Here is a 21,852-nt window from a genome sequence, read left to right as displayed (position 1 = left end):
CTGGCATTGCCTCGTGGCGGCCAAGTTGATGGACGAACTGCCCGACGTGACGGTGCGGAACGCGCATTTCGTGCATGCAGTGCGCAAGGCGACGGTCTGCTCGGTCGGCGCGCAAGGCGTCCGGTACGCAAGCGACGCGGCGCGCATTCAGCGCGAGGTAGAGGGAAAGAAGCCCTGGGGTGCATGCGGGCTGGTCAAGGAGCATGCCGTTCCCGTCAGTGAGATCGGCAAGCGCGTGCGCGTGGCGCTGCGCGAGGCACCGGCCACCACGCCGTTGCCATTATCGGAGGCGCAGACGCGAGAGCTGCCGCCGACCGTAGTCGCCGACTTCCGGCAGCATCCGCGCGCCTGGCAGGTGGCGAGCGTCGTGCGCGAATGGACACTGCTGGCTTGGATCACCCCCGCAGAAGACGCGCGCTTCGACGACAAGACCGCGCATGGTGGCATCAGCATCCGCAAATGCATGCCCGTGGGCTGGACCGAGTCGCACGGCAGGTTGGCGCGCTACGACGCCTGCAGGATCGTGGTTTCGCCGATCTGACGCGGCAAATGGTCCCCCTCCTAAAGGTGTGCGCCCGACCCGGCGCCCGCAGATTCCCCGACATCGCGGCCCCGCTGCGAGCCCCTGGGCCTGTTGTTCGTCATAGGACACCCGCCGGAACTCGTTGCTTTCATACAAAAGCATTGAGAACGCCACCCGCTCTGCTTGCTCCTGTGACCAACAGCTCTTTCTGCGCGGCGCAACCTGCGGCGACGACGATGGCCGTAACCAAAACCGCAGGCGTTCTTGAACCCATTTCTCTCCCCCGTGAGATCGCGGAACGAATTCCCCTGGAAGCGGGAACGCTATCACGCAACGGGAGACATGCTACGCGCGTGACGCACAGTCACGATGCCACCGAAAGAAGACCGTTGCCAATACGTGTCCGCTTTGGGTCGATAGCGGACGCTGCAAGGATCGCCTCAGCTTGCATGATCTCACGCGCAAGGGCGGCACCGACACCGTCGGCAATCGCGCGGAGAAGCAGGATGCGCTCGGCGTGTCCGAGGCGATGATGAAGCGCTACGACAAGAGCGTGCCGCGCGTGAAACCGTTGGAGTGATTTACGGAGGCGCGGTCAGGTCACGCGCAAGTTGTTGAATCGATGGTGGGCCCACCATCATTCGTAATCCTGCGCTACATCACTGATTCTGCTTGATTAGTTGTAATCGCATGCTGCGCGACTACTCACACCGCTACTCACACTTCGACTAGGTGCCCATGCGCCCCCGCACCCTTGCGCAGACCATGCCCTTCGGCAGAGAGCCCCCGGACCCACAGAGGGCGAGCGACGCCTACTAGAAGCCCTACGAATGGGACCTTGCCGGACGAGCTCCGCAGTGTAAAGGCCACTCGAACTGTACATCGCTGACCTCGTCCCGGGCTCCGCTCGACATCCGTCTCGAAGTTAGACGAGGCGTAACAGCGCACTCTAAGATCGAAGGCGGGGAGCCAATCGGGACAGCGTCATACCTCCGATGGGGAGGCCCCCGAGACAGGCGCAACTTGGAGCCTGATACACGCTTACGCAGGGGAAAGCAGTTCATGAGTGTCGACGAGCATTACACGCACAATCCAGTCTTTGGGCTTCCCGCATCCTTGCTAACAATCGAGGGTCGATCGATTTCGGTTCTGTCGCTAATGCAACGGCAGGCGGGGCTAAACAGGGATCGCAAGCAAGATCTGGAAGCACGGGCTCTTCGACACGCAGTTCACCACGTACCCTCGCAAGTCGCAGCCAACGCCAATGTGCGCGACAAAGCGGTCCTGACTCACTTCCTGGACGCTTCCCAACGATTCGATACCTTCTGGTATCTCATGAAACGGAGCGCCGATGGCAAAACCTGCTCGGGGACACTTCCTTACGCGATTGCCATCGACATTCAAATTCTGGATGCCTTCGACGCCAACTGGAGGTCGCTGACGCTGGATGAGCAGCTGCTCATTGAGTCATGCCCGGAATGGGAAAGAATCCGCGAGCGAATTGAGGATGTATCTGGCGATAGAGGCACACCCGACGCACTCGGTCTTTTCATGCTGTGGCCGAAGATTCTCGAAGCCCTTGAGGACTGGGAGGTTATCGACACCGACCGCCGAAGGAAGGTCGGTCATGCAATTTTCTCTCTGTCATCGGTTTCCTGGACTGGATGGTTCATCGATCACGCGTTGACCATTTGTCCAGCGCTCGAGCCAGAGCTCGGGGAACTGCGCAATGCCCGCTCGGTCGACCATTCGGTCACTGATGACCATGAGTCATCGCCCCTACATGGCGAGGCTACATCCAGCGACCACTCCGCCACGCCAGGCGAGACAGCCGACACTCAAGAAAATGACGCCGTATGGGCACATCTTTTGCGTCGCTTGGATGAGGTGTCGGATGAACTCAAGCAGCACCCAACACGCGACGCGGTTTCGGATCTTGCATCGCTAGCCGCGGAGTTTGAAGCTGCCTCAGCCACCCTCCCCAGCAGGGAGCCGGACGAGATTCAGCAGTTCGAGGACCGCCGGCGAAACCTGATGGCGTATCTACGCACCCTCGCATCGAGTGCACGCTTTGATTGGCTGGAAGAAGATCTGATCAGGCAGATTGACGCTCGCTGGCAACTTGCATTCGAGAGCCGACGAGAACTCAAGGAGCTGTCTGATGACGCCGCCGCCGCACTCCTGCGTGGAAACGAAGCGGCTGACGCCTATATCCAGGCTGCCCAAGACCTGGCGAATACTCACGCCATTGTTCTGGCTGCAGAACGTGATCTTGGCTTGGCAAAAGGCTTTGCCGAACAAGCTGCCACAAAGCGTCGTCACACAGACGCTCGACGGGCACGCCTGGATGCTGAAGCAACTCGGGATTCGCGGCAAGAGAGACTGATCGACGCGGCGTCGCCTTTTGGCGAGCCGTACGACTACTCAGTCAATTACGTTGATCTTCTGGAAGGCACTGCTGAGCGAACTTCTGATACAGCCGAAGAAACCAGACCTTCCGTAACGGCTGCCGACACGGAGAGTGAGGCGACCATTTCAAGCCACGTTGAAGTCGTCCTAGCCCCTCCTGACGAAGCGCCGGAGAGGCCGGTCAACTCGGCGGAAGCGGCTGCTTCAGTTTTTGAGACCGCGGAGACAGCTCTCCGATCAATTGAATCGACGAGCGGAGCAACCGGCGACACGAAGCCAGCGCCACAAGCAGAAGTTGTTGAGATGGGCGCGCAACAGAGCGACTACAACGACGTCGCTGGTGAAGCCTGCCGCCCGGTGTGGCAATACCTGTCAACGGGAATGCCAGCCTTGGCATTCCACGCGGCGCAATGGATAGAGCACGCCCACGAAGGCACTAGGGTTCCACCGCCGGACTTGCTCGCGGCAACTGCCTTGGCCAGGGAGTTGATGCTGCCGGATGGCGCCGTCCAAACCGCCCTAGCGACTCGATTCGAGAAGCTTAGTCTTGACGACTACGCAACCAACTCCCCGAGGTCCTGGCATGCCGCTTTGAACTTGCTCTTAGTGGCTGCCACGTTGCGTCCGATGATTCTGGCGCCGGGTACGGCCGCCTCTAGCGTCGCTGGATACCTGCACCAGGACGGCCACTATCCAGCGCTCTATGCACTTGTGCAGAGACTAAGAGGGCTGAGTTCGAGGCTAGTTGGGTTTCGAGTGGAGCCAGCTGTTCTGCGGAAGGCGCGGGGCGAAGCAGCCATCCGCTCCGATTTGCAGGCGCTACAGCGCGCAGCTGAGGACTGGCTTCACCAGCAGGCGCCGAACTACACCATCAAGTTTTCTGCGGCCACGGCTGTCTGGAAACAGATGGTCCGCCCTGGCGGCGACATCGACTCCATTGTTGCGCCTGTCATACACAACCGAATTTCAGATGCGGGTCGCGTTAAGGAGTCGCTAGCCGCGCTATCCGATGTCGATTACGTCATGCGCCGCATCCATGAAACCGATCGAAAGGTTCTCATGCGTCGCAGAGGTGAAGACATCCACGCTGGCGCGCTTGAGCACCTCGTTCGAAACATTGAGGAGGCGCTTACATTCCCAAGACAGTGGCTCGCCCATGTCGAGCTGCTTGGCGGGCACGGAGATCGTCTCCGGGGCCTTCTGGAAGAGGTACACACGGCACTGCGGGACAGTATGCCGGCCGTGGAAAAGGAACTCCGTGCCACGCCGGAGGACGACAAGTGGGGGTTGATTGAGAGCGGCCAACGACAAGCCTTGTCGGCAATCCATGGACTTCTGTCGCTGTTTGAAAACGACACTCTTCTAGGGGAAGTCGAGCCTACGCCTGCGGAAATTCTTGGCCGAGCCTTGTTGCTTATTCCGGAACTCTCGGTGTCGGAAACGTGGGATCTCGAAGACGGCGCTGAGGAAGCCCTAGCGCATGTCGCTGGCACCGCCTTCGGCCAAAACCAGGCTGAGAGGGCCTTCAGGCTCAGACTCGAACGCGGAGATCTACTTGGCGCCGAAATGATGGCGAGCACTGGCTTGATGGACGGTGACTCGAGCCAGATTCGGCAGGCCAAAGATCGCTGGAAGCAGGCTACGCGCAAGGAGATTGTTGATTGCAGGCGATTGGTCGAGGTCGGCTCGGCATACGGCTACCTTCAGGACGCCGATCGCGGCCAGATTGAAAGTGATCTGGCACGCTGGGAGTCCCAACTTGAAGACATGCGCCGATTCGACCGTGTAACAAGCGATATCAAGGAAATCCGCGAGCGCGTTGAGGCCGCGCGCGAGGCCAGAAAGAGCGACGTGCGCATGGTGCTTCAGGGCATTTCGCTCACCGAAGCAACCGAGCAATCGGCCAAGGAGATTGAGGAAGCGCTCAATGATGGTGACATCACCTATGCAAACGAGCTTCTCCACTGGCTCCAGCAAGGTCGGCCAACTCCTACGGAACTAGAGGAGCAGGAGCGCGAGGGATTCAACGCATTCTTTCCTGGCTCCATGCAAGCAATCGAAAGTTGGCTTGAGAGGAACAATCGCCGTGAGGCGATCGAGCAAACCATCCGTCAAGGCCAGGCGATTCCTGGCCTGAATTCTGGAAGAGTCGACGGCGCGCAACGCGCGCAGGCATCCGACATGTTCAGCGCATGGTCGGACATGAAGAGCCAACAGACTGGAGAATCGACGCGGCTGAAGAAGCTTCTTACTGGGCTCGGCTTCACCGTCAAAGACATTCAGCGGATCGAGCGCGTTTCCGGGCGAGAGGTTTGGAACCTCGAAGCGACCCCAATCGGTGACCGGCACATCTGTTCGCTGCCCGCATTTGGATCTTTTGCCAATGGAAGGTACCGAGTGATATGCGCGTGGGGACGCCCCACAGAAGACGATCTGCTGCAATGGGTTGGTGACGCATCTACCAGTCGACCTACCATCCTCTTGTATTTTGGCCGTGTAACCGAACGAAAGTGGAGGGATCTCAGCCGACTGGCTAAGACCAAGCGCAGGTCGTTCGCCCTCCTTGATGAGAATCTGCTCATCTATCTTTGCTGCGCGACTGGCTCTCGTCTCTCCGCCTGGCTAGATATCGCACTACCTTTCTCTTACGCATCACCATACGACGCGACTGCAGGCTTGGTCCCGCCCGAAATGTTTTACGGGCGATCGGCCGAACTCGAGGCAGTACGTGGGTTGAATGGCCGGTGCTTCATTTATGGCGGTCGACAGCTTGGCAAGACCGCACTTTTGAAGCGCGCTGAGCAGTCATTCCATACCCCTAGGAGCGGTCATTTCTCGAAGTGGATTGACCTCCGTGCGGAAGGCATCGGCGTTAGCCTGGCCACAAGTGAGATTTGGTTGACCCTGCACGACAAGTTAAAGGAGCTCAACGTCCTTGACGCCAAATCTGTCGCTCCTGCTCCTGGAAAGAAGCAGGGCGCAGAAGCCGTAATCAAATCCATTCGCGATTTTCTTTCCGTTGATGGCGATAGGCGCATCTTGCTGTTGTTGGATGAAGCCGATCGCTTCTTCGAACAGGATGGACGGAATGACTTTGAGGAGACGCGGAAGCTGAAGCAGCTGATGGATGACACTCAGCGGCGCTTCAAGGTCGTTTTTGCCGGCTTGCACAACGTGCTTCGCATGACGGAGCACCCGAATCACCCCTTGGCACATTTCGGTGAGCCAATTGAGATCGGACCTCTGCGGGAAGGAGAAGAAGTCAGGGAAGCCGCCGACCTCATCCGGAGGCCAATGGCCGCAGCAGGCTTTGCTTTCGAGTCTAAGGGCTTGGTCATTCGAATTCTTGCCCAGACCAACTACTACCCGAGCCTGATACAGCTGTACTGCTCCCATCTCTTGCGTCATGTGTTGAGTCAAGTGGCGAGTCGGCAGAAGGCCAGCGGCCCTAGATACACGGTGTCTGATCGGGATATCGAACAGGTTTATTCCAGCGACGCCCTGCGCGACGAGATCCGAGCCAAGTTCCGACTCACGCTTCAGCTCGATCCAAGGTACGAAGTTCTCGCCTACGCGATGGCATTGGATTTGCTGCGTGGCCGCTATTCCCAGAGCGACGGCACGCCTTGGCAGCTCGTCCGACAGACCGGTGCGTTGCATTGGTGGGCGGAGGGCTTTCGTGACACCAGTGAGCTCGATTTCCGTGTGCTCCTAGACGAAATGGTCGGCCTGGGTGTCTTGCGCAAGCTCGCTTCCGGAAACTATGTCCTGCGAAATCCGAACGTCTTGCTGCTACTCGGTACGCAAGAAGAGATCGAGACGGTACTGAATAAGGAACGGGAGCCCGTCGTCGAGTTCGAGACATCCACCTTCAGGCCGCCTTACCGACGTGCGCCATCGCAGCCAAAGCGCAACGTGTTCACCTACCAACAGCTGAGCCGTCTCCTTCAACGATCGAATGAGATAACCATTGTCGCAGGCACCGAGGCGTCTGGAATTGGTGACGTTGCGGCAAGTTTGGAGGACTACCTAGGCGGGGGCTCGTCCCTGGGCATCCTTAGTAATTGCCATGACCGCAATACCTTTTCCAACGCATTGCAGGTTGCTCTAGTTGACCGTCCAAAGGATCAGGTTTCAGTCTTTGTCATCCCTGAAACGGTTCCCTGGACAAACCTTTGGATTGACGAGGCGGCTCAAAAGCTAAAGAGCCTTCGCTCCGACAACAAGTTCGCCTCCCTCGTCTTCGTTGCCGATCCCTCGACGCTTTGGCGGCAGCTTAGCGACCACGCAAGTTCCGCGCGAAAGGATTTGCCGTGGATCTCACTTCTTCAGTGGAGTGATGGCTTCTTGCGACACTGGCTTGAAGAACAGCAGCTTCAGTTGGATGCTGAGGACCGACGCCGCCTTGCTTATGCCACAGGCCTTTGGCCCAACTTGATTACGGAACTCGCCGGAGAATGCAGCGAGCTCAGGAAGCTTAAAGAGAAACTCAGTGCGGCTGAGAAATGGCTCGTGAATGACACTGGCGCCATCAAGTCATGGAGCAGCCGTTTTGGCTTGGACGTTCCCAAGCCGACGGAGATCATCAATGTCCTGGCTCAATTCAACGAACCGCTCGTTTCTAGCGACTTGGCAATGATTGCTGAAGCCGACCAGGGACTCGTAGACATGAGCCTCAGGTGGGGCGAACTACTTGGGATTACGCGGCGTGAGGGCGCTGGATACTGGACCGTCGATCCGATTGCGTCCTGCGTGCTGCGTGGCCGGGGGGTCTGATGAATCGCTGGTTGCTGCCTGGGCCAGCGAGCTTCGTCAATGGGATAGTAGAAGCGCTGCGCGATGGCTCGAATGTTGCCATCGCGGCGCCAATGAATGCCATTCCTGACCTTTCCACAACGCTTGAGTATCGTCTGGGCGACGAAGGGTTCCGCCTAACCCGCCCCTTTACTCCAGGGAATGGATTGCCCATCGATGAGCTTTATTCGGAGCTCGAGCTTCGTACCGCGCAGCCAACAGCTAGGACCGTGGCCTCACTGCTGTCAAACCTGAGCGACAAACGCATCTTGTTTGTCGAATCAGTGTCTGTCGAGAACTGGAGAACGTGGAAGACGTTTCTTGAGGATTATGCGAGCGCGAGCCGTTCCGTTGGCGTGTTCGATAGATCTCAGATCCTACTGATTGCCCGCGGCATTCCCCGCGCAGAATTCATCGGTAGGGCGCCGGCTCTGGAGCCGTACGTTTGGAATGGTCAGATCAGCGAGGCCGACGTTCTCAGCTACATTCTGCAGTTTCGGCGAAGCAATGGGAGATCGATAGATCTTCGCGCAAAACTTATTGCGCGCATCATCTGCAGAATTGGTTCTTGGGACCTCGATCTGGTCGACAAACTGCTTCACCTTGACTGGCGCGAGTTGTTCGACCCAATGTCCGCACTCACGTCCATAGCGGCGACTGACGAGGTCCAGCCCCCAAGCGGCGCATCTTGGGAGCTAGGGGGCACGTCGGAGATCGACGGGGAGCAAGTTCAGCACGCACTTGCAGTTTGGCAAAGCGGCGACCCGAGCAGCGAACTGAGAATGCGGCTGTGGGCCGCGCAAGCTGCCGAACTACTACCACTGCTTGAGTTGAAGCGCCGGAAGTTAGCCGAGCGCGTTAAGGCCACCAGGAGGATTCCGCCAGCTGCCCATTTGAATGGTGAAATCGTCCAAGACCTTCATGACGTGGAGCTGGGCGGGTTACTGCACTTGGCACGAGTCTTCAAGCTTCCAACGGAGATCCTGCGCAACGTGGAGACGCTGCGAGATCTCAGGAATAAGCTTGCTCACTTGACGCCAATCAGTGCCGAAGAAGCTGCGGACCTGCTTTCTTGACCAGAATCTCGCACGCACGACTGGTCCACAGGAATCCGATGCGTCTGGATAAATCAATTCTCGATCAGCACCTCCAAGATCTCGCGGCCAGGCTTGGGGTGCCCCCCTATTCTCGTGAGTTCATTTTTGGAAGTGACGAAGATTGCATTCGCTCGAGGAACCAGACACTCACGATTGGCCCAACGGGCCCCGTAACATTGCTAGACGCGATGCTCAGGCACGGATTGGATGACTCTAAAAGAGCCAGTTTATTTTTCAGCCCCTACCACCTCGGAAGCTCAAAGAGAATCCCGCAAGATCGGCTCACGCTGGCGGACCTGGCGAGAAAGATTCGAACAGAGAAACACGAGAGCCTTCCGACAAGGGCGCAACGCTCGATACCCTTGAATGCCGACCCGGATTCACTGAAAAAGGAGTTCGAAAGCATCACGGACACTTTGAAGGCAATCACTGGCAGAAGATTTGGTGATTACGAAGACAAGCAGAATGCGATTCGGGTCATCTACCTCCTCGATAGAATGATGCCAGATTCCAGGTTTTCAAACGAAAGGAGGGAGTGCAGGCTCCTGACCTTCCTCAATACGTCATTCGGCAAGTATTCGTTCGAGGCGCGCGATGCGCACCCCATCCAGAAGAGCGAAGACAACACCTTTCTCCTCAACGACCTAAAGGCATACATCGGGATAGAGATCAGCAACGAAACGCGGGACAGAATTGATTCCACCTTTTGTTTGCTCATCGAGCGCATGGATGCAATCCGCTGCCACCTCGACAAAGTCGCCTACTCGTCTGGTCAAAGGCTGGGCATCCAAAACGATTACAGAACGCTGAGCGCAGTCGTCGCCGCTATTGATGTATCGCCCAACACTGTCTCTCCTCGTAAGTCACCGCGCCTCGATCTGGACTTGTATCTGCACATGGACCGATTTGAGTTCCTGCATTTCGCTGGAGCTCACGCTGAAATCCTGGATAAGGCCCGACCACCATCGCCGATTACTCCCATCGCGGATGAGATGATTGACGCGCTGAGCATCCTGACAAGCGGAAGGCGGAGTTACGTCGACACCACGCTAGACAATTTCTGGCTTACCGGCTTTCCTAGCTTCGCCAACGAGAATTCTGGCCTCCTACTCGATCTGATCGAGCAAGCACTCGGCTTTCGCCCAAGCGATGCGAAGTATGCGCGGAGTGTCGCGCTCGCAAATGAGTTGCTCTATCGCATTCGGATATTTGGTCGCGCTTGGGCCCTGCCGCGCGATCAGGTTGCGATCAGCTTTCGCAGTATCGTCAGCGCCTTATGCGCGACATCGCAGGCACTGAGGTACCCAACCCGGTATCGACCTCGCGTGTTTAGCGATAACAGCCAACCTCGGTCCATCGTGACTCCGTTAGAGACAAGCATCGACCTTGCTGATTACGCACGCGCCAAGGAGATACAGGAAGGGTTTCTTCAGATTTGGCACAACCGAAGAGAGTGGGTCCAGGATGCGCTTGAAGGCAACCACGAAGTTGCCGAGCTCAAGTTTTCCCTGAGAAGGCTACTTTGGGACAAGGTTGTCGAGTGCGTACGACCCAATGACATTGCCGTGATCGAGAAAAACCTTTCGGGACTGGAAACACGCCTGCTTGGCGTTAGGCCCGACGGTCTCTGCGCCTGAGAAGGCCTTCCAAGTCCTTGGGCCGCGCCGCTTGGGGACAGCGGCATATCGGCCGCGCCGGTCCGGACCGACCTGCATGGCCAACCAGGTCCGATGTCGTCCAAAAAAGTCCGGACCTCGCGCCTCGTTCTGGCGCTGACGATAGGAAACGCCAAGGCAATCACGCCTCGGCTCAACCCATCGTAAGGACGGACTTTATGTCTAGTTTCAATCACTTGGCCGCAAGCCGTCAGGGCAGCCTGACCTACCCGGAACTCCACCACCAGCCGGATCTCCACCACCTGCTGGTCGTCATGCAGACCATCCTCGGTCAGCTTCACCCGGGCGATCTGGTGACTTTCAAGCCCGTTCGCCGGGCGGTGCGCGCCAAGACCGCATATGGCATGACCGGCGACGGCAAGAGCCATTTCTGGGCGCGCCAGAACCCGAAGGATCCCGCTTGGGACCCCACGTTCCCGGCTTCGTTCAAGCTGGACGATTCGCCCCGCAGCGCGACGGTCTGGTTTGCAGACGAGATCGAAGCGTGGCTCGAGGCCCGCGCCAATGCTTCCCGCAAGCCCGCGCAAGCGTTGCCCAAGTACGGACGCTGGAAGCGTCCCTCGACCAAGGCTGACATCAACGCGGGGGTGACGCCGTGAGCGCCGATGTCATCCCCGCGACTGCAGTCGAAGACAAGGCCACGCTCGCTCTCCAGGACAAGCTCGACCGCCTACTGGCGAAGGCCAAGCCCACGAAGCGCGAGCTCACCCAGCAGTACTTCCGGGATCTCTATCCGAAGCTCGAGGCCCATCTCGCCAGCGGCAAGCTGCTGAAGGACATCCTGGCGGCCTTCAACGAGCTGGTCCAGGCCAAGGTCTGCGCCCGCACGTTTAACGAAATGCTCGAGCAGGAACGCGCCCGCCGTGACGATGCTGGCAATGCCGTCTGCTGTGTCGCCTGTGGTCACCCCCTGAAGTTGGCCCAGCAGAACCACGCACTCCACCCCCAGGTGAGCGGTTCGTTGAGCGAATCCGCCGACTTCCCGCAGACCTATTCGGAGTAACTGCCATGTTCATTTCCAACCAGCAGCCGTATCCCATCCATGCTTTTCCGCCGCGCATCTACCGCGTGGCGAAGGAACTGGCTGAGCATTCCCAGGTCACTGAAATCATTGCCGGCACGTCCTGCTTGACCGCGCTTTCGATTGTGTTGACCCCGCTGTTCGACTGGCGGCATCCGTTGTCGGGGAATCTCCGTCCTTGTGTTCTCTACCAAGCCATTGCGGCCATTTCTGGTGACCGTAAGTCCTCGGCCGAGTCAACCCTTTGCGCCCCTCTGTACGACCACGACATGGAAGCCATCTTGGATGACGAGGCACGGAAGAAGGCGCATAAAAGGGCAATGGCACGTTGGATCGTCGTCTACAACCGAGCTCGCAAGGACTACGGCGACTTGGTGTCCGCGGGTGATTTCGCAACGGCCGAGGCACGTCTCTCGGCTGTCGAGGCCGAGGAACCGCGCGAGGTCATGACGCATCGCCTCATCTATTCCGATGTTACCAAGCGCTCCATGTTCGAGGCGCTGGAGGGCGATGGAAAGGCCATGGCCCTACTCTCGGACGAAGGCCAGACCTTGCTTTCCAGCACCGTGATGCGCCACTACGGCTTCCTCAATAACCTGTGGGATGGCAAGCCGTTGATGCCGCTTGATCGCGCACAGCGTGAAATCTTCATCGCACGGGATCCGCGCCTGACCATCAGTTTCATGATCCAGCCGGACGTCTTGTCTGATTTCTTCGCCAAGCGCGGCAAGATCGTGCAGCGTTCTGGGTTCTGCGCCCGCTTCCTGTTCTCAAGGTCTCCCTCGATCCAGGGGGGCCGGCAGCCGAGACTGAGTCCGACGCTTGAGCACATCCCGTCTTTCCATGCGCGCCTTCGCGAATTGCTCTCCGCCTACAAGCGGATGCTGGAGTCGGGGCGGGTGAGTCGAGACATTCTTGAATTTGACGAGCAAGCCAAGGTGCTGTGGCTTCAGATCGCGGGCAATGTCGAGGTCGAGTTTCGGCCTGGCCAGTTCCTCCACGACATCAGCGACTTCGGCAACAAGTACATGGACATGGTCGGCCGCATTGCGTGTCTCCTGCACTGCTTCGAGATCGACACCTCCAGCCTCCCGGACGACCCGCAGGGGCGCATCGGCGCGATCGGCCGGATTTCCGCAGAGACGCTCGCTCGCGCAGAGCAGATCGCCGCATGGCATCTGCTCGAGTACAAGCAGCTCTTTTCCCCGCCTCTGCAACGCTCTCCGGAGGAGTTGGATGCGGACAAGGTCTACTCCTACCTGTACGGGAACTACCATCTTCCGGCAGTGGGCGAGGTGCTGAAGAACCACGTGCGCCAGTACTGCGGCATACGCAACAGTAGCCGGCTCCATAGCGCACTCCAGCTTTTGGCCGCGCGCGGAGCGATCTGGACCAAGCGCGTGAAGTACGGGGATAGCAAGAAGCCGACCGAAGTCATTGCGCTTAACGCGCAGTACTTCAACGCGCACCCAATCATCTAAGCGAACTGTCACCACCCGCCCACCATCGAGCCCGCCGGACCGGCGGGCTTTTTTTGCTTGGTCGCCTGGGGGGCGCCGACAACCTTGAAAATTTTGTACTATCTTCCTCGCTCCGACGGGGGACCCGCATGGCACGATCGAAATCGACCGCAGAGGCCGAAATCCTGACCATCAGACAGGTCGCCGAATACCTGCAGGTCACCGAGCGGACAATCTATCGCCTCGCCGCCGCCAACGGCATTCCTGCATTCAAGGTCGGGGGTTCCTGGCGCTTCCGCAAGTTGGACATCGAGGCTTGGATCGCGGCCCAGACAAGCCTCGTGGAGGGCCAGTCCAGATGAAGTCCTCCTATGCATCCAGGCGCCACCCGTACGCAATGCGAACGGGCCGCCGAATGCGATCACCGCATGCCTATCGCGGCTTGAGGTACGCCCCCCACGAAATCCTCGGAGGGCACAGGCCAACGCGTGCCGTGACCAGCATCAGGACGCCAACGGCTGCTGCCTTCTGCGAGAGGGTGATCGCTTGAAGAACTATCAGGCTGATCTGTCTGCGGGGTCACTCATGCTCCCGGAAAGCCGCATTGTTGCGCGCCTATTGATCGCCGGCGTGACGGATTCCGAATGGGATCGGGCCCTTCGAATTGACAATGTTCTGCAGAAGGGTTCGCCGGCAACCGCGATCCGTCAGGCTCGCCTGATCCGGTTCCGGCTGGAGGCCATCAGTCCTTCGTTGTGGCCGCTGGTTGCCACTGGTGACAAGGAAGTGGCCACGCAAGCGCTATTTGCCGCCGCGCTCAAGCACAGCGAGTTACTGCGTGACTTTGTCAAGGATGTGGTCACGGATCATATCCGCAGGCTCGAGATGACGCTTGCCCCCCGGGAGTGGGAGCAGTTCCTTGCGGACTGCCAAGCCAGGGATCCAGCCGTCGGCACATGGAGCGAATCCACTCGGCGCAAGTTGTTGCAAGTCGTCCTTAGGATCCTCGCCGAGGCGCGTTGTCTGGAAACCACCCGGTCCTTGCGTTTGCTTCAGCCTCACATCCACCCGGCCGTCTCGGATGCGCTGAAGAACGCCGGAGAAAAACGCACGCTCAAGCTCATGGAGCTGACCGAATGACCGACGATTTTCGTACCCGCCTTAACAAGATTGCTGATCGGCTGTCGTCTGACGAGTTGTTGAACAACAAAGGGCTGGGCAATGAGATCGGCTTCTGGATCTTCGACTATCCACCCGATCATGAAATGGAGATGCGCAGCTTCGTCGATGACGTGCTGCTGCCAAGCATGGCCAAGCGCCAACCGCCAATTCGGCCGGCGGTCGTCAATCTGTTCAATCTCATCATCGACCTGCTCGAAGATCGAAACCTCTATGCACGCGTGCTGGACATTCAGGCAAAGAAGGGCGATGAGGCCGCGTTGGCCGCCCTGAGACCTGTCCTGAAGGAAGACAAGCTGGCAGAGCGTATCGCCAGCAAGATCGACTTCGATCAGGTCGACATGCTGCTGCTCACTGGAGTAGGCGCCGCCTATCCGATGCTGCGTTCGCACACGCTTCTGACCGGTTTGCAGTCCGCCATGGAGGATGTGCCGGTTGTGATGTTCTATCCCGGTCGATACGACGGGTTCTCGCTACGACTATTCAACAAGCTGGCTGACGACCACTACTACCGGGCGTTCCGGCTAGTCGAATGACACAGGGGGCTACACCAACCATGAAGATCCGGGACCTATTCCGCAAGCCAATCGATCGCCCGATCAATGGCGTCATCAAGGCCGACCAGCGGGATGCGGGGAGCATCTGGCAGGAACTTGACGAGTACGTCGTCACCAAGCAGCTCGCGGAGCACCTGCGCAAGTTCTTCGATGCCTATCTGGCGGCCATGGATAACCCACGGGACTCGGTCCTAACGGACCGGATGGGCGTGTGGGTGTCCGGATTCTTTGGCTCTGGTAAGTCGCACTTCATCAAGATCCTTTCCTACCTGCTTGAGAACTACGAAGCAGCTGATCCGGCGACGGGCGAGAAGCGCCGCGCGGCTGCCTTCTTCGATGAGCACAAGATCAAGGATCCTCTGCTGCTGGCAGATATCTCGCGTGCCACGCGCGGCAGCGCCGACGTCATCCTATTCAACATTGACGCCAAGGCTGATAGCAAGTCAGACCGGGACGCGATCCTGCAGGTGTTTTTGCGCGTCTTCAACGAGAAGCTCGGCTTCTCGGGAGACGCACCGCACATCGCCCAGATGGAACGCCATCTAGTGTCGCGAGGGGCCTATGAGGTGTTCCAAGCCGAGTTCCAGAAGGCACATGGCGCTGCTTGGGTTTCCGAGCGTGACGCGTTCAACTTTCTGCGCGATGAAGTCGTCGCCGCGCTGGCCGTCGCACTGAAGATGTCTGACGCATCCGCGGCCAAATGGTTCGATGATGCCCAGGACACCTTCACGATCAACATCGAAGGCTTTGCCAAGCTTCTTCGTGATTACCTGGAGACGAAGGGCGCAGACCACCGCGTAATCTTCCTGGTCGATGAAGTCGGGCAGTTCGTTGGCGCCAATACCCAGTTGATGCTGACCCTGCAGACCATTACTGAGCAACTTGGCACGCTGTGCAACGGTCGCGCCTGGGTCATCGTGACCAGCCAGGAAGACATCGACGCCGCGCTGGGGGAGGCCAACAAGGCGCGCTCGCAAGACTTTTCCAAGATCCAAGGTCGTTTCCACACCCGATTGTCGTTGGCCAGCTCCAATACCGATGAAGTGATCGGCGAGCGTCTCCTGGCCAAGACCGAAGCGGCGCATGACGCTTTGCGGGACGTCTTCGAAGGAAAGGGCGACATCATCAACAACCAGCTGTCGTTCGTTGGCAACTCCATGATCATGCGCAGCTACCGGGACGCTGCCGACTACGTTGCTAACTATCCGTTCGCGCCTTATCAGTTCACGCTGTTGCAGAAGATCTTCGAAGCAATCCGCAAGGTCGGCGCCACGGGCCAGCATCTTTCGCGTGGTGAACGTTCACTACTGGATGCCTTCCAGTCCGCGGCTAAGCAGAACGCTGGGCGAGGAATTGACGCGCTCGTACCGCTTTACGACTTCTACCCCTCGATCGAAAGCTTCCTCGACACTGCCGTCAAACGGGCCATCGATCAAGCCGGCGAGGATGCGTCGCTGGAGCCGCAGGACATCCGCCTGCTCAAGGTGTTGTTTCTGATCCGCCATATTGCGGAAGTCGTCAAGCCCACCATAGACAATCTGGCGACGTTGTGCCTGTCCGAGATCGATACCGACAAGCTGCAGCTCAAACGCGGCATCCAGCAAAGCCTCGAACGGCTTGAGCGGCAACGCCTGGTCAATCGCAATGGCGATCAGTGGTTCTTCCTCACCAACGAAGAGCGCGACATCGCGCGGGAGATCGGTCACGTCGAGGTCTCTGCTGCCGAGAAATCCAAGCTGCTCGCAGAAATCGTGTTCGAGGAAGTCCTGGCATCTCAGACGAAGGTCCGCCACCGCGACACCAAGGCCGACTACGAGTTCAATCGTCTACTCGATGGGCTGCCTTACCGCCATGCCAACCACGCCCTGAGCCTGGACGTGCGCACCCCGCTCGGTGACGACTACGAGCTGCTCAAGCCCGACAAATGCATCCTGCTGAGCGCCGAAGGGCATGGCCGTGCACTGATCCGCCTGGCCGAAGGCGAGCGTCTGGACGTCGAGCTCACCCTTTACCGGCAGATCGAGAAATATGTCGACAGCCCCAAAGCCGGCAGCGCGGCGCCGTCGCTGAGGAAGATCCTGCTGGAACGCAAGGATGAGAACCGCGAGCGCAGGCAACGTCTGGTCGCGCAGATTGGCGAACTGATGGTCCAGGGCGATTCTTATGCCAAGGGGCAAAAAGTGCAGTCCAAGGCGGCCAGCCCGTCGACCTTGCTCGATGAGCTGATCAACTATCTGATCACCAATACCTACAACAAGTTGCCCTACCTCAAGGTGCGACAGAACGATCCACTGGCCGAGATCCGAGCCTTGCTGGCGATCGACGACCTTGGACAGCGCCAGCTTGCGCTCGGCGGCGAGGAAGGCAATCCACAGGCACTCGACGAGGTGCGCCAGTACCTGCAGCTCACGGCGACGCAGAATCGCGTGCTGTTGTCGGATGTCGTCGACCGCTTCACCGGTATTCCCTTTGGTTGGAAGCCGGATTGGGAGGTCGTGCTACTGGTCACCCGCCTGTTCATGGCGGGCGAGATCAAGCTGACCATGGGCGGTTCGGACTTGGAGCCGAAATCGGCTTTTGATCCGCTCTCCAAGGCGGTGCAGCACAAGCAGATCTCGATCCTCAAGCGCAAGACGGCCGATAGCGGCAGCATCAACCGAGTCGCGGACCTGTATCGCCAGTTGTTCTCGTCGTTGCCGCGCAAGGACGAAGACGGCGTGGTCAATGACTTCCGCGGCCGGCTGCAGGACTGGCAGACACAGCTGAAATCAGCCCAGGGCCTGTCGGCGCAGCAGCACCATCCGGGCGGCGACAAGATCGAAGCATTGTTGGCATTGATCGCCAGGCAACTGGCGGTGCGCGATCCGTACGAGTTCATTGAAGCGCTGAACAAGGATCGTGACCTCTGGCTGGATGCGGGAGAAGACTTCACTGACATCAATGGGTTCTATACCAGTCAGCTTGGGGCCTGGCGAAAGCTTCTGACCGCAGCGGCGCGCTTCTCCGCGAACAGCGCGGCACTGGCAGGGAATGCCAAGGTCAGCGCGGCACTCGCCGAAATGCTCGCCATCCGCGAGGACCGGTCCCCCTACGGCAAGATCAGTCGGATCGACTCATTGATCGCCACAGTAGAAGCCAGCAACGAGACTCTGGTTCAGAGCGGGCGGCAAGCCGCACTCTTGGCGGTGGACAGGAAGATCGCCGAAGTCACCCAGGCGTTGTCAGACTCGTCGGCGGACGCCGACCTCAGCAACGCAGCCCTGCATCCCCTGCAGCAACTGAAGCTGAAGATTGGCGCCTCTGCCAGCCTTCCGGAGATCAGCTACCTGGAACAGGGCGCCGGGCAACTGCTGGATGAGGCCATGGACCGGATCATCGACTGGATGAAGCAGCAGGCCGCAAAGAATGCGTCCACCGCCGCGGCATCGGGCGTTGCCGGTGGCAGTGCCGCCAAGCCAACGACAAACGCCCCCAAGCCGTCACAGACCGTGCGCCCATCGGAGCTGGCAACCCGGCCCTACCTCGAATCCGAGGCGGAGGTTGATGTCTACATCGAGAGTCTGCGCGAAGCCTTTGCAACCATCCTGAAATCAGGCAAGCGGATCCGGATCCAGTAATGAATACAGGTCATCTCAAGAGCTACGCACCTCAGGCGCGCAAGGACTTCATCGCCACGGTCACGGCGCGCGCGAATCTGCTGGGCCTCAGTGAGGCTAAGGGCGTGCTGCAGGTAGCGGACGCCGAGGTTTCGGGGGATCTGGTGATGATCGCCGGCCGCCCATGGCCGCTCAAGGTCTACGAGCAGCGCAACAAGCTGATCGCGCGGATGAAGCAACACGGCTTCAGTCAAACTATCGAAGCTGTGGCCTATGCCTGGTTCAACCGGCTGGCCGCATTGCGCTTCATGGAAGTTCACGACTACCTAGGCCATGGCCGGCGAGTATTGTCGAACCCAGAGGGCGGCTTGCCCGAAGTGCTGGCACATGCGCTGGACCTAGCCGAATCAAGTGCGCTTCCGGGACTGGCAGTCGACTCCGTGCGCGAACTCAGACTAGCCAATCGGGATTCTGAGTTGTATCGGCTGATCCTGATCGCTCAGTGCAACGCACTGCATCAGGCCTTGCCGTTCCTGTTCGAGCCGTTGGGTGACGAAACCGAGCTGTTGCTGCCGGAGAACCTGCTGCTCACCGACTCGGTGGTCGCGAAGCTCGTGCAGTCCATTCCCGAGGAAGACTGGCAGCAGATCGAGATCATCGGCTGGCTATACCAGTTCTACATCTCGGAGAAGAAGGACCAAGTCATCGGCAAGGTAGTGAAGTCGGAAGATATTCCGGCTGCGACCCAGCTGTTCACGCCCAACTGGATCGTGAAGTACATGGTGCAGAACTCGCTGGGCGCGCAGTGGCTGGCGACCTATCCTGACTCACCGATCAGGGCGCAGATGGAGTACTACATTGAGCCCGCCGCGCAGACTGATGATGTCAACGCGCATCTTGCCGCCATCACACCCAGCGCCCTCAACCCCGAAGCGCTGACCCTCATCGATCCGGCCTGCGGCTCCGGGCACATCCTGGTCGAGGCCTATGAGCTGTTCAAGGCCATCTACCTAGAGCGCGGCTACCAGCAACGCGACGTGCCTAAGCTGATCCTCGAGAGGAACCTGTTCGGTCTCGACATCGATGAGCGCGCGGCACAGCTGGCCGGATTTGCGCTGATGATGAAGGGACGGGCGGATGACCGAAGGCTGTTTGAGCGAGGAGTAAAACTGCATGTCATGGCGCTCGTTGACAGCGCAGGGTTTGACGCGGGACAGCTGAGTGAGGGCCTGAACCTGGGTGATTACGGGCTGGAGCTTAGTGATCTCAACGAGTTGAAGACTTTGTTTGAGCACGCCACGACGTTTGGGTCACTCATTCACCTTCCAGAGCAATTAGTAGCGAAGCTGCCGAATCTGAAGAGGCTTTGCGGCTCGCCAGCTCCAGACTTACTCGTGTCGGCACTGATCGCGCGTCTTGCGCAACTCGTGAAACAGGCTGAGTTGCTGGCGAACCGCTACGACGTAGTTGTGGCAAATCCGCCCTACATGGGCGTCAAGCTGATGAGCGGTGAGCTGAAGGCCTATGTAAAGAATGCATATCCCAGCTCTTCAGAGAACCTTTGTGGCTGCTTCATCGAGCGGGGCCTCGATCTCTGCTCTTCTGCTGGCCAGCTTGCACTCGTTGGTCTGCAGAACTGGATGTTTCAGAGTTCATTCGCAGTCCTTCGGGAAAGAGTTCTATCTGCAGCATGTCTCACCACACTTGTCCAGATCGGCTTCAATAGTTTTCCAAGCCTCAACAGCAAGGTAGCTCTTGCGGCGGCGTTCTGTGCCAGAAAGAGGCCGATAACCTCGTTTTTAGGCATCTACGTTAATTGCAATGACGCCCCTCATGCCGCAGACAAACGACTGATCTTTGAGCGGAAGCTAGATCGGAGGGAGTTTAATTTTAGAAGTTCTGATAGTTTCTTCGAAATTCCAGGCTCCCCGATCAGTTACTGGGCCAAGGGCGATGTTCGAAGAGCTTTTTTGCAAGGCACGCCGATAGCCTCAGTCGCGCAAGCACGACAAGGAATGTCCACATCGGATAATGAAACGTTTGTTCGGGCGTGGCACGAGGTCGATATTCGGGACATTCGCTTCCCGCCCATCGAAGAACAGAGTCGAACTGGCCAGGATCAGCGATGGGTCCCGTACAACAAAGGTGGCAGGGCACGAAAGTGGTATGGAAACAATGAATTCGTTGTCGACTGGCGAGATGGCGGTGCAGAGATAAAAGGCCGGCCCGGCGCGGCTGTTAGAAATGAGGCGTACTACTTTCAGCCCTCGATCACCTGGTCCGATATCACGATCACCACGGCGTTTCGGCTGCAGGACGCAGGCTTTATTTTTGCCAATTCAGCGCATTCTGCTTTTTGCGATAATCCATACGAGCGCCTTTGGATCTTGGGGCTGCTCAACTCGCGCTTGGTCCAGACTTTTGTCGGCGCGTTGAGTCAGACACTCCATTTTGATGTTGGCTACTACAACGTTCTTCCTCTTCCGGTTAGTAAAATGGAAGATGAATTGGTCTCCGCTGTTGCCGAGCTCGTCGAGCTCGCACGCTCCGATTGGGATAGCGCTGAAACTTCTTGGAACTACTCCGGCCTTCCTCTTTTAGCGGAGTCGGACGGTACGCTGGAGGCGAGTTGCGCGTCACATCTAGCTAAGAGTCAAAGTCGCATCGAAGCGACCAAGAAACTGGAGGGAGATGTAGATCGTTACTCCGCATCCGCGTACGGTATTGCTCTGGATGAGACTGCCAAGTTAGACGATAAGCACATCTTGCTCGCTCGCCCTACCTACGATTCCTGTGCGAGAGACCTGGCTTCGTATGTCATTGGTTGCATGATGGGCCGTTACAGCCTTGATGCACCTGGGGTGACCTACGCCCAGCGCGGCAACGTCGGCTTTGATATGTCGAGCTACACCAGGTTTCCTGCCGATGCAGACGGCATTGTCCCGCTCACCGTGGACCTGTGGTTCGAGGACGACGCCGCACTGCGTGTTCGCGAGTTTCTACTTGCCGTATGGGGTGCTGACTCGTTGGAACAGAACATGGCCTGGCTGGCGGAGAGTCTGGGGCGAAAGGCCAGCGAGTCGCCCGAAGAGACGATCCGCCGCTACTTGGCAGACAAGTTCTTCAAGGATCACCTGCAGACCTACAAGAAGCGCCCAATCTACTGGTTGTTCTCCAGCGGTAAACAGGGTGCATTCCAGGCGCTGGTCTATCTGCACCGCTATAACGCCGGCACGCTGTCGCGAATGCGCGCTGAGTACGTGGTACCGCTAGCCGGCAAGATACAGGCACGCATCCAACAGCTGGAGCGCGACACAGCAACCGCCAGTTCCATCGCAGTACGCAATCGCGCGAACAACCAGCTGGAAAGCCTGCGCAAGCAACATCTGGAACTGCTGGCCTATGACGAGCAGCTGCGCTACTACGCCGATATGCGCATCGAGCTCGATCTGGATGATGGCGTGAAAGTGAACTACGGCAAGTTCGGCGACCTACTGGCCGAAGTCAAGGCGGTGGTCGGCACCAAGGACGAGGACTGAC

The 21,852-nt window shown here is 58.5% G+C and carries 13 protein-coding genes; all 13 read left to right on the top strand.

The window, feature by feature from the left end; translation table 11 throughout:
- The first annotated feature begins 28 nt into the window (after nucleotides 1-28).
- Nucleotides 29-541: a hypothetical protein gene (locus ACXJJ8_RS06295; protein WP_499027797.1), complete on the top strand. Its 513-nt coding sequence runs from the start codon at nucleotides 29-31 to the stop codon at nucleotides 539-541.
- A 427-nt stretch (nucleotides 542-968) separates the two neighbouring features.
- Entirely contained in the window at nucleotides 969-1,103 is a 135-nt protein-coding gene (locus ACXJJ8_RS06290; RefSeq protein ID WP_499027792.1) for a hypothetical protein, read from the top strand.
- A 482-nt stretch (nucleotides 1,104-1,585) separates the two neighbouring features.
- Nucleotides 1,586-7,708, top strand: coding sequence for a hypothetical protein (locus ACXJJ8_RS06285; RefSeq protein WP_499027790.1), 6,123 nt, complete (start codon nucleotides 1,586-1,588; stop codon nucleotides 7,706-7,708).
- Complete coding sequence (locus ACXJJ8_RS06280; protein ID WP_499027788.1) at nucleotides 7,708-8,802, top strand: hypothetical protein; 1,095 nt, start codon at nucleotides 7,708-7,710, stop codon at nucleotides 8,800-8,802. Before ACXJJ8_RS06285 ends, ACXJJ8_RS06280 begins: the two co-directional genes overlap by 1 nt.
- A 38-nt stretch (nucleotides 8,803-8,840) precedes the next feature.
- Nucleotides 8,841-10,460 carry a hypothetical protein gene (locus tag ACXJJ8_RS06275; RefSeq protein ID WP_499027786.1) on the top strand — a complete coding sequence of 540 codons (1,620 nt, stop codon included), beginning with the start codon at nucleotides 8,841-8,843 and terminating at the stop codon, nucleotides 10,458-10,460.
- A gap of 197 nt (nucleotides 10,461-10,657) precedes the next feature.
- Entirely contained in the window at nucleotides 10,658-11,098 is a 441-nt protein-coding gene (locus ACXJJ8_RS06270) for a helix-turn-helix transcriptional regulator (protein ID WP_499027784.1), read from the top strand.
- On the top strand, nucleotides 11,095-11,502 hold the full coding sequence (locus ACXJJ8_RS06265) for a hypothetical protein (RefSeq protein WP_499027782.1): 408 nt from the start codon (nucleotides 11,095-11,097) through the stop codon (nucleotides 11,500-11,502). The genes ACXJJ8_RS06270 and ACXJJ8_RS06265 overlap by 4 nt, the downstream gene beginning before the upstream one ends.
- Before the next feature lie 5 nt (nucleotides 11,503-11,507).
- Nucleotides 11,508-13,001 (top strand): YfjI family protein, encoded by a 1,494-nt coding sequence (locus tag ACXJJ8_RS06260; RefSeq protein WP_499027780.1) that lies wholly within the window; start codon nucleotides 11,508-11,510, stop codon nucleotides 12,999-13,001.
- Nucleotides 13,002-13,129: 128 nt separating this feature from the next.
- Entirely contained in the window at nucleotides 13,130-13,342 is a 213-nt protein-coding gene (locus ACXJJ8_RS06255) for a helix-turn-helix domain-containing protein (RefSeq protein ID WP_499027778.1), read from the top strand.
- Between the two features lie 184 nt (nucleotides 13,343-13,526).
- Nucleotides 13,527-14,120 carry a DUF1819 family protein gene (locus ACXJJ8_RS06250; protein ID WP_499027776.1) on the top strand — a complete coding sequence of 198 codons (594 nt, stop codon included), beginning with the start codon at nucleotides 13,527-13,529 and terminating at the stop codon, nucleotides 14,118-14,120.
- Entirely contained in the window at nucleotides 14,117-14,695 is a 579-nt protein-coding gene (locus tag ACXJJ8_RS06245) for a DUF1788 domain-containing protein (RefSeq protein ID WP_499027774.1), read from the top strand. Before ACXJJ8_RS06250 ends, ACXJJ8_RS06245 begins: the two co-directional genes overlap by 4 nt.
- Nucleotides 14,696-14,715: 20 nt before the next feature.
- Nucleotides 14,716-18,333, top strand: a complete 3,618-nt coding sequence (brxC, locus tag ACXJJ8_RS06240; RefSeq protein WP_499027772.1) for a BREX system P-loop protein BrxC — start codon at nucleotides 14,716-14,718, stop codon at nucleotides 18,331-18,333.
- On the top strand, nucleotides 18,333-21,851 hold the full coding sequence (gene pglX, locus ACXJJ8_RS06235) for a BREX-1 system adenine-specific DNA-methyltransferase PglX (protein WP_499027769.1): 3,519 nt from the start codon (nucleotides 18,333-18,335) through the stop codon (nucleotides 21,849-21,851). Before brxC ends, pglX begins: the two co-directional genes overlap by 1 nt.
- The last annotated feature ends 1 nt before the right edge of the window (nucleotide 21,852 follow it).

This window comes from Lysobacter sp. P5_C4 (genome assembly GCF_054049695.1).
Note: the sequence above shows the minus strand (reverse complement) of the source record. Positions and strands in the feature narration are given on the sequence as shown.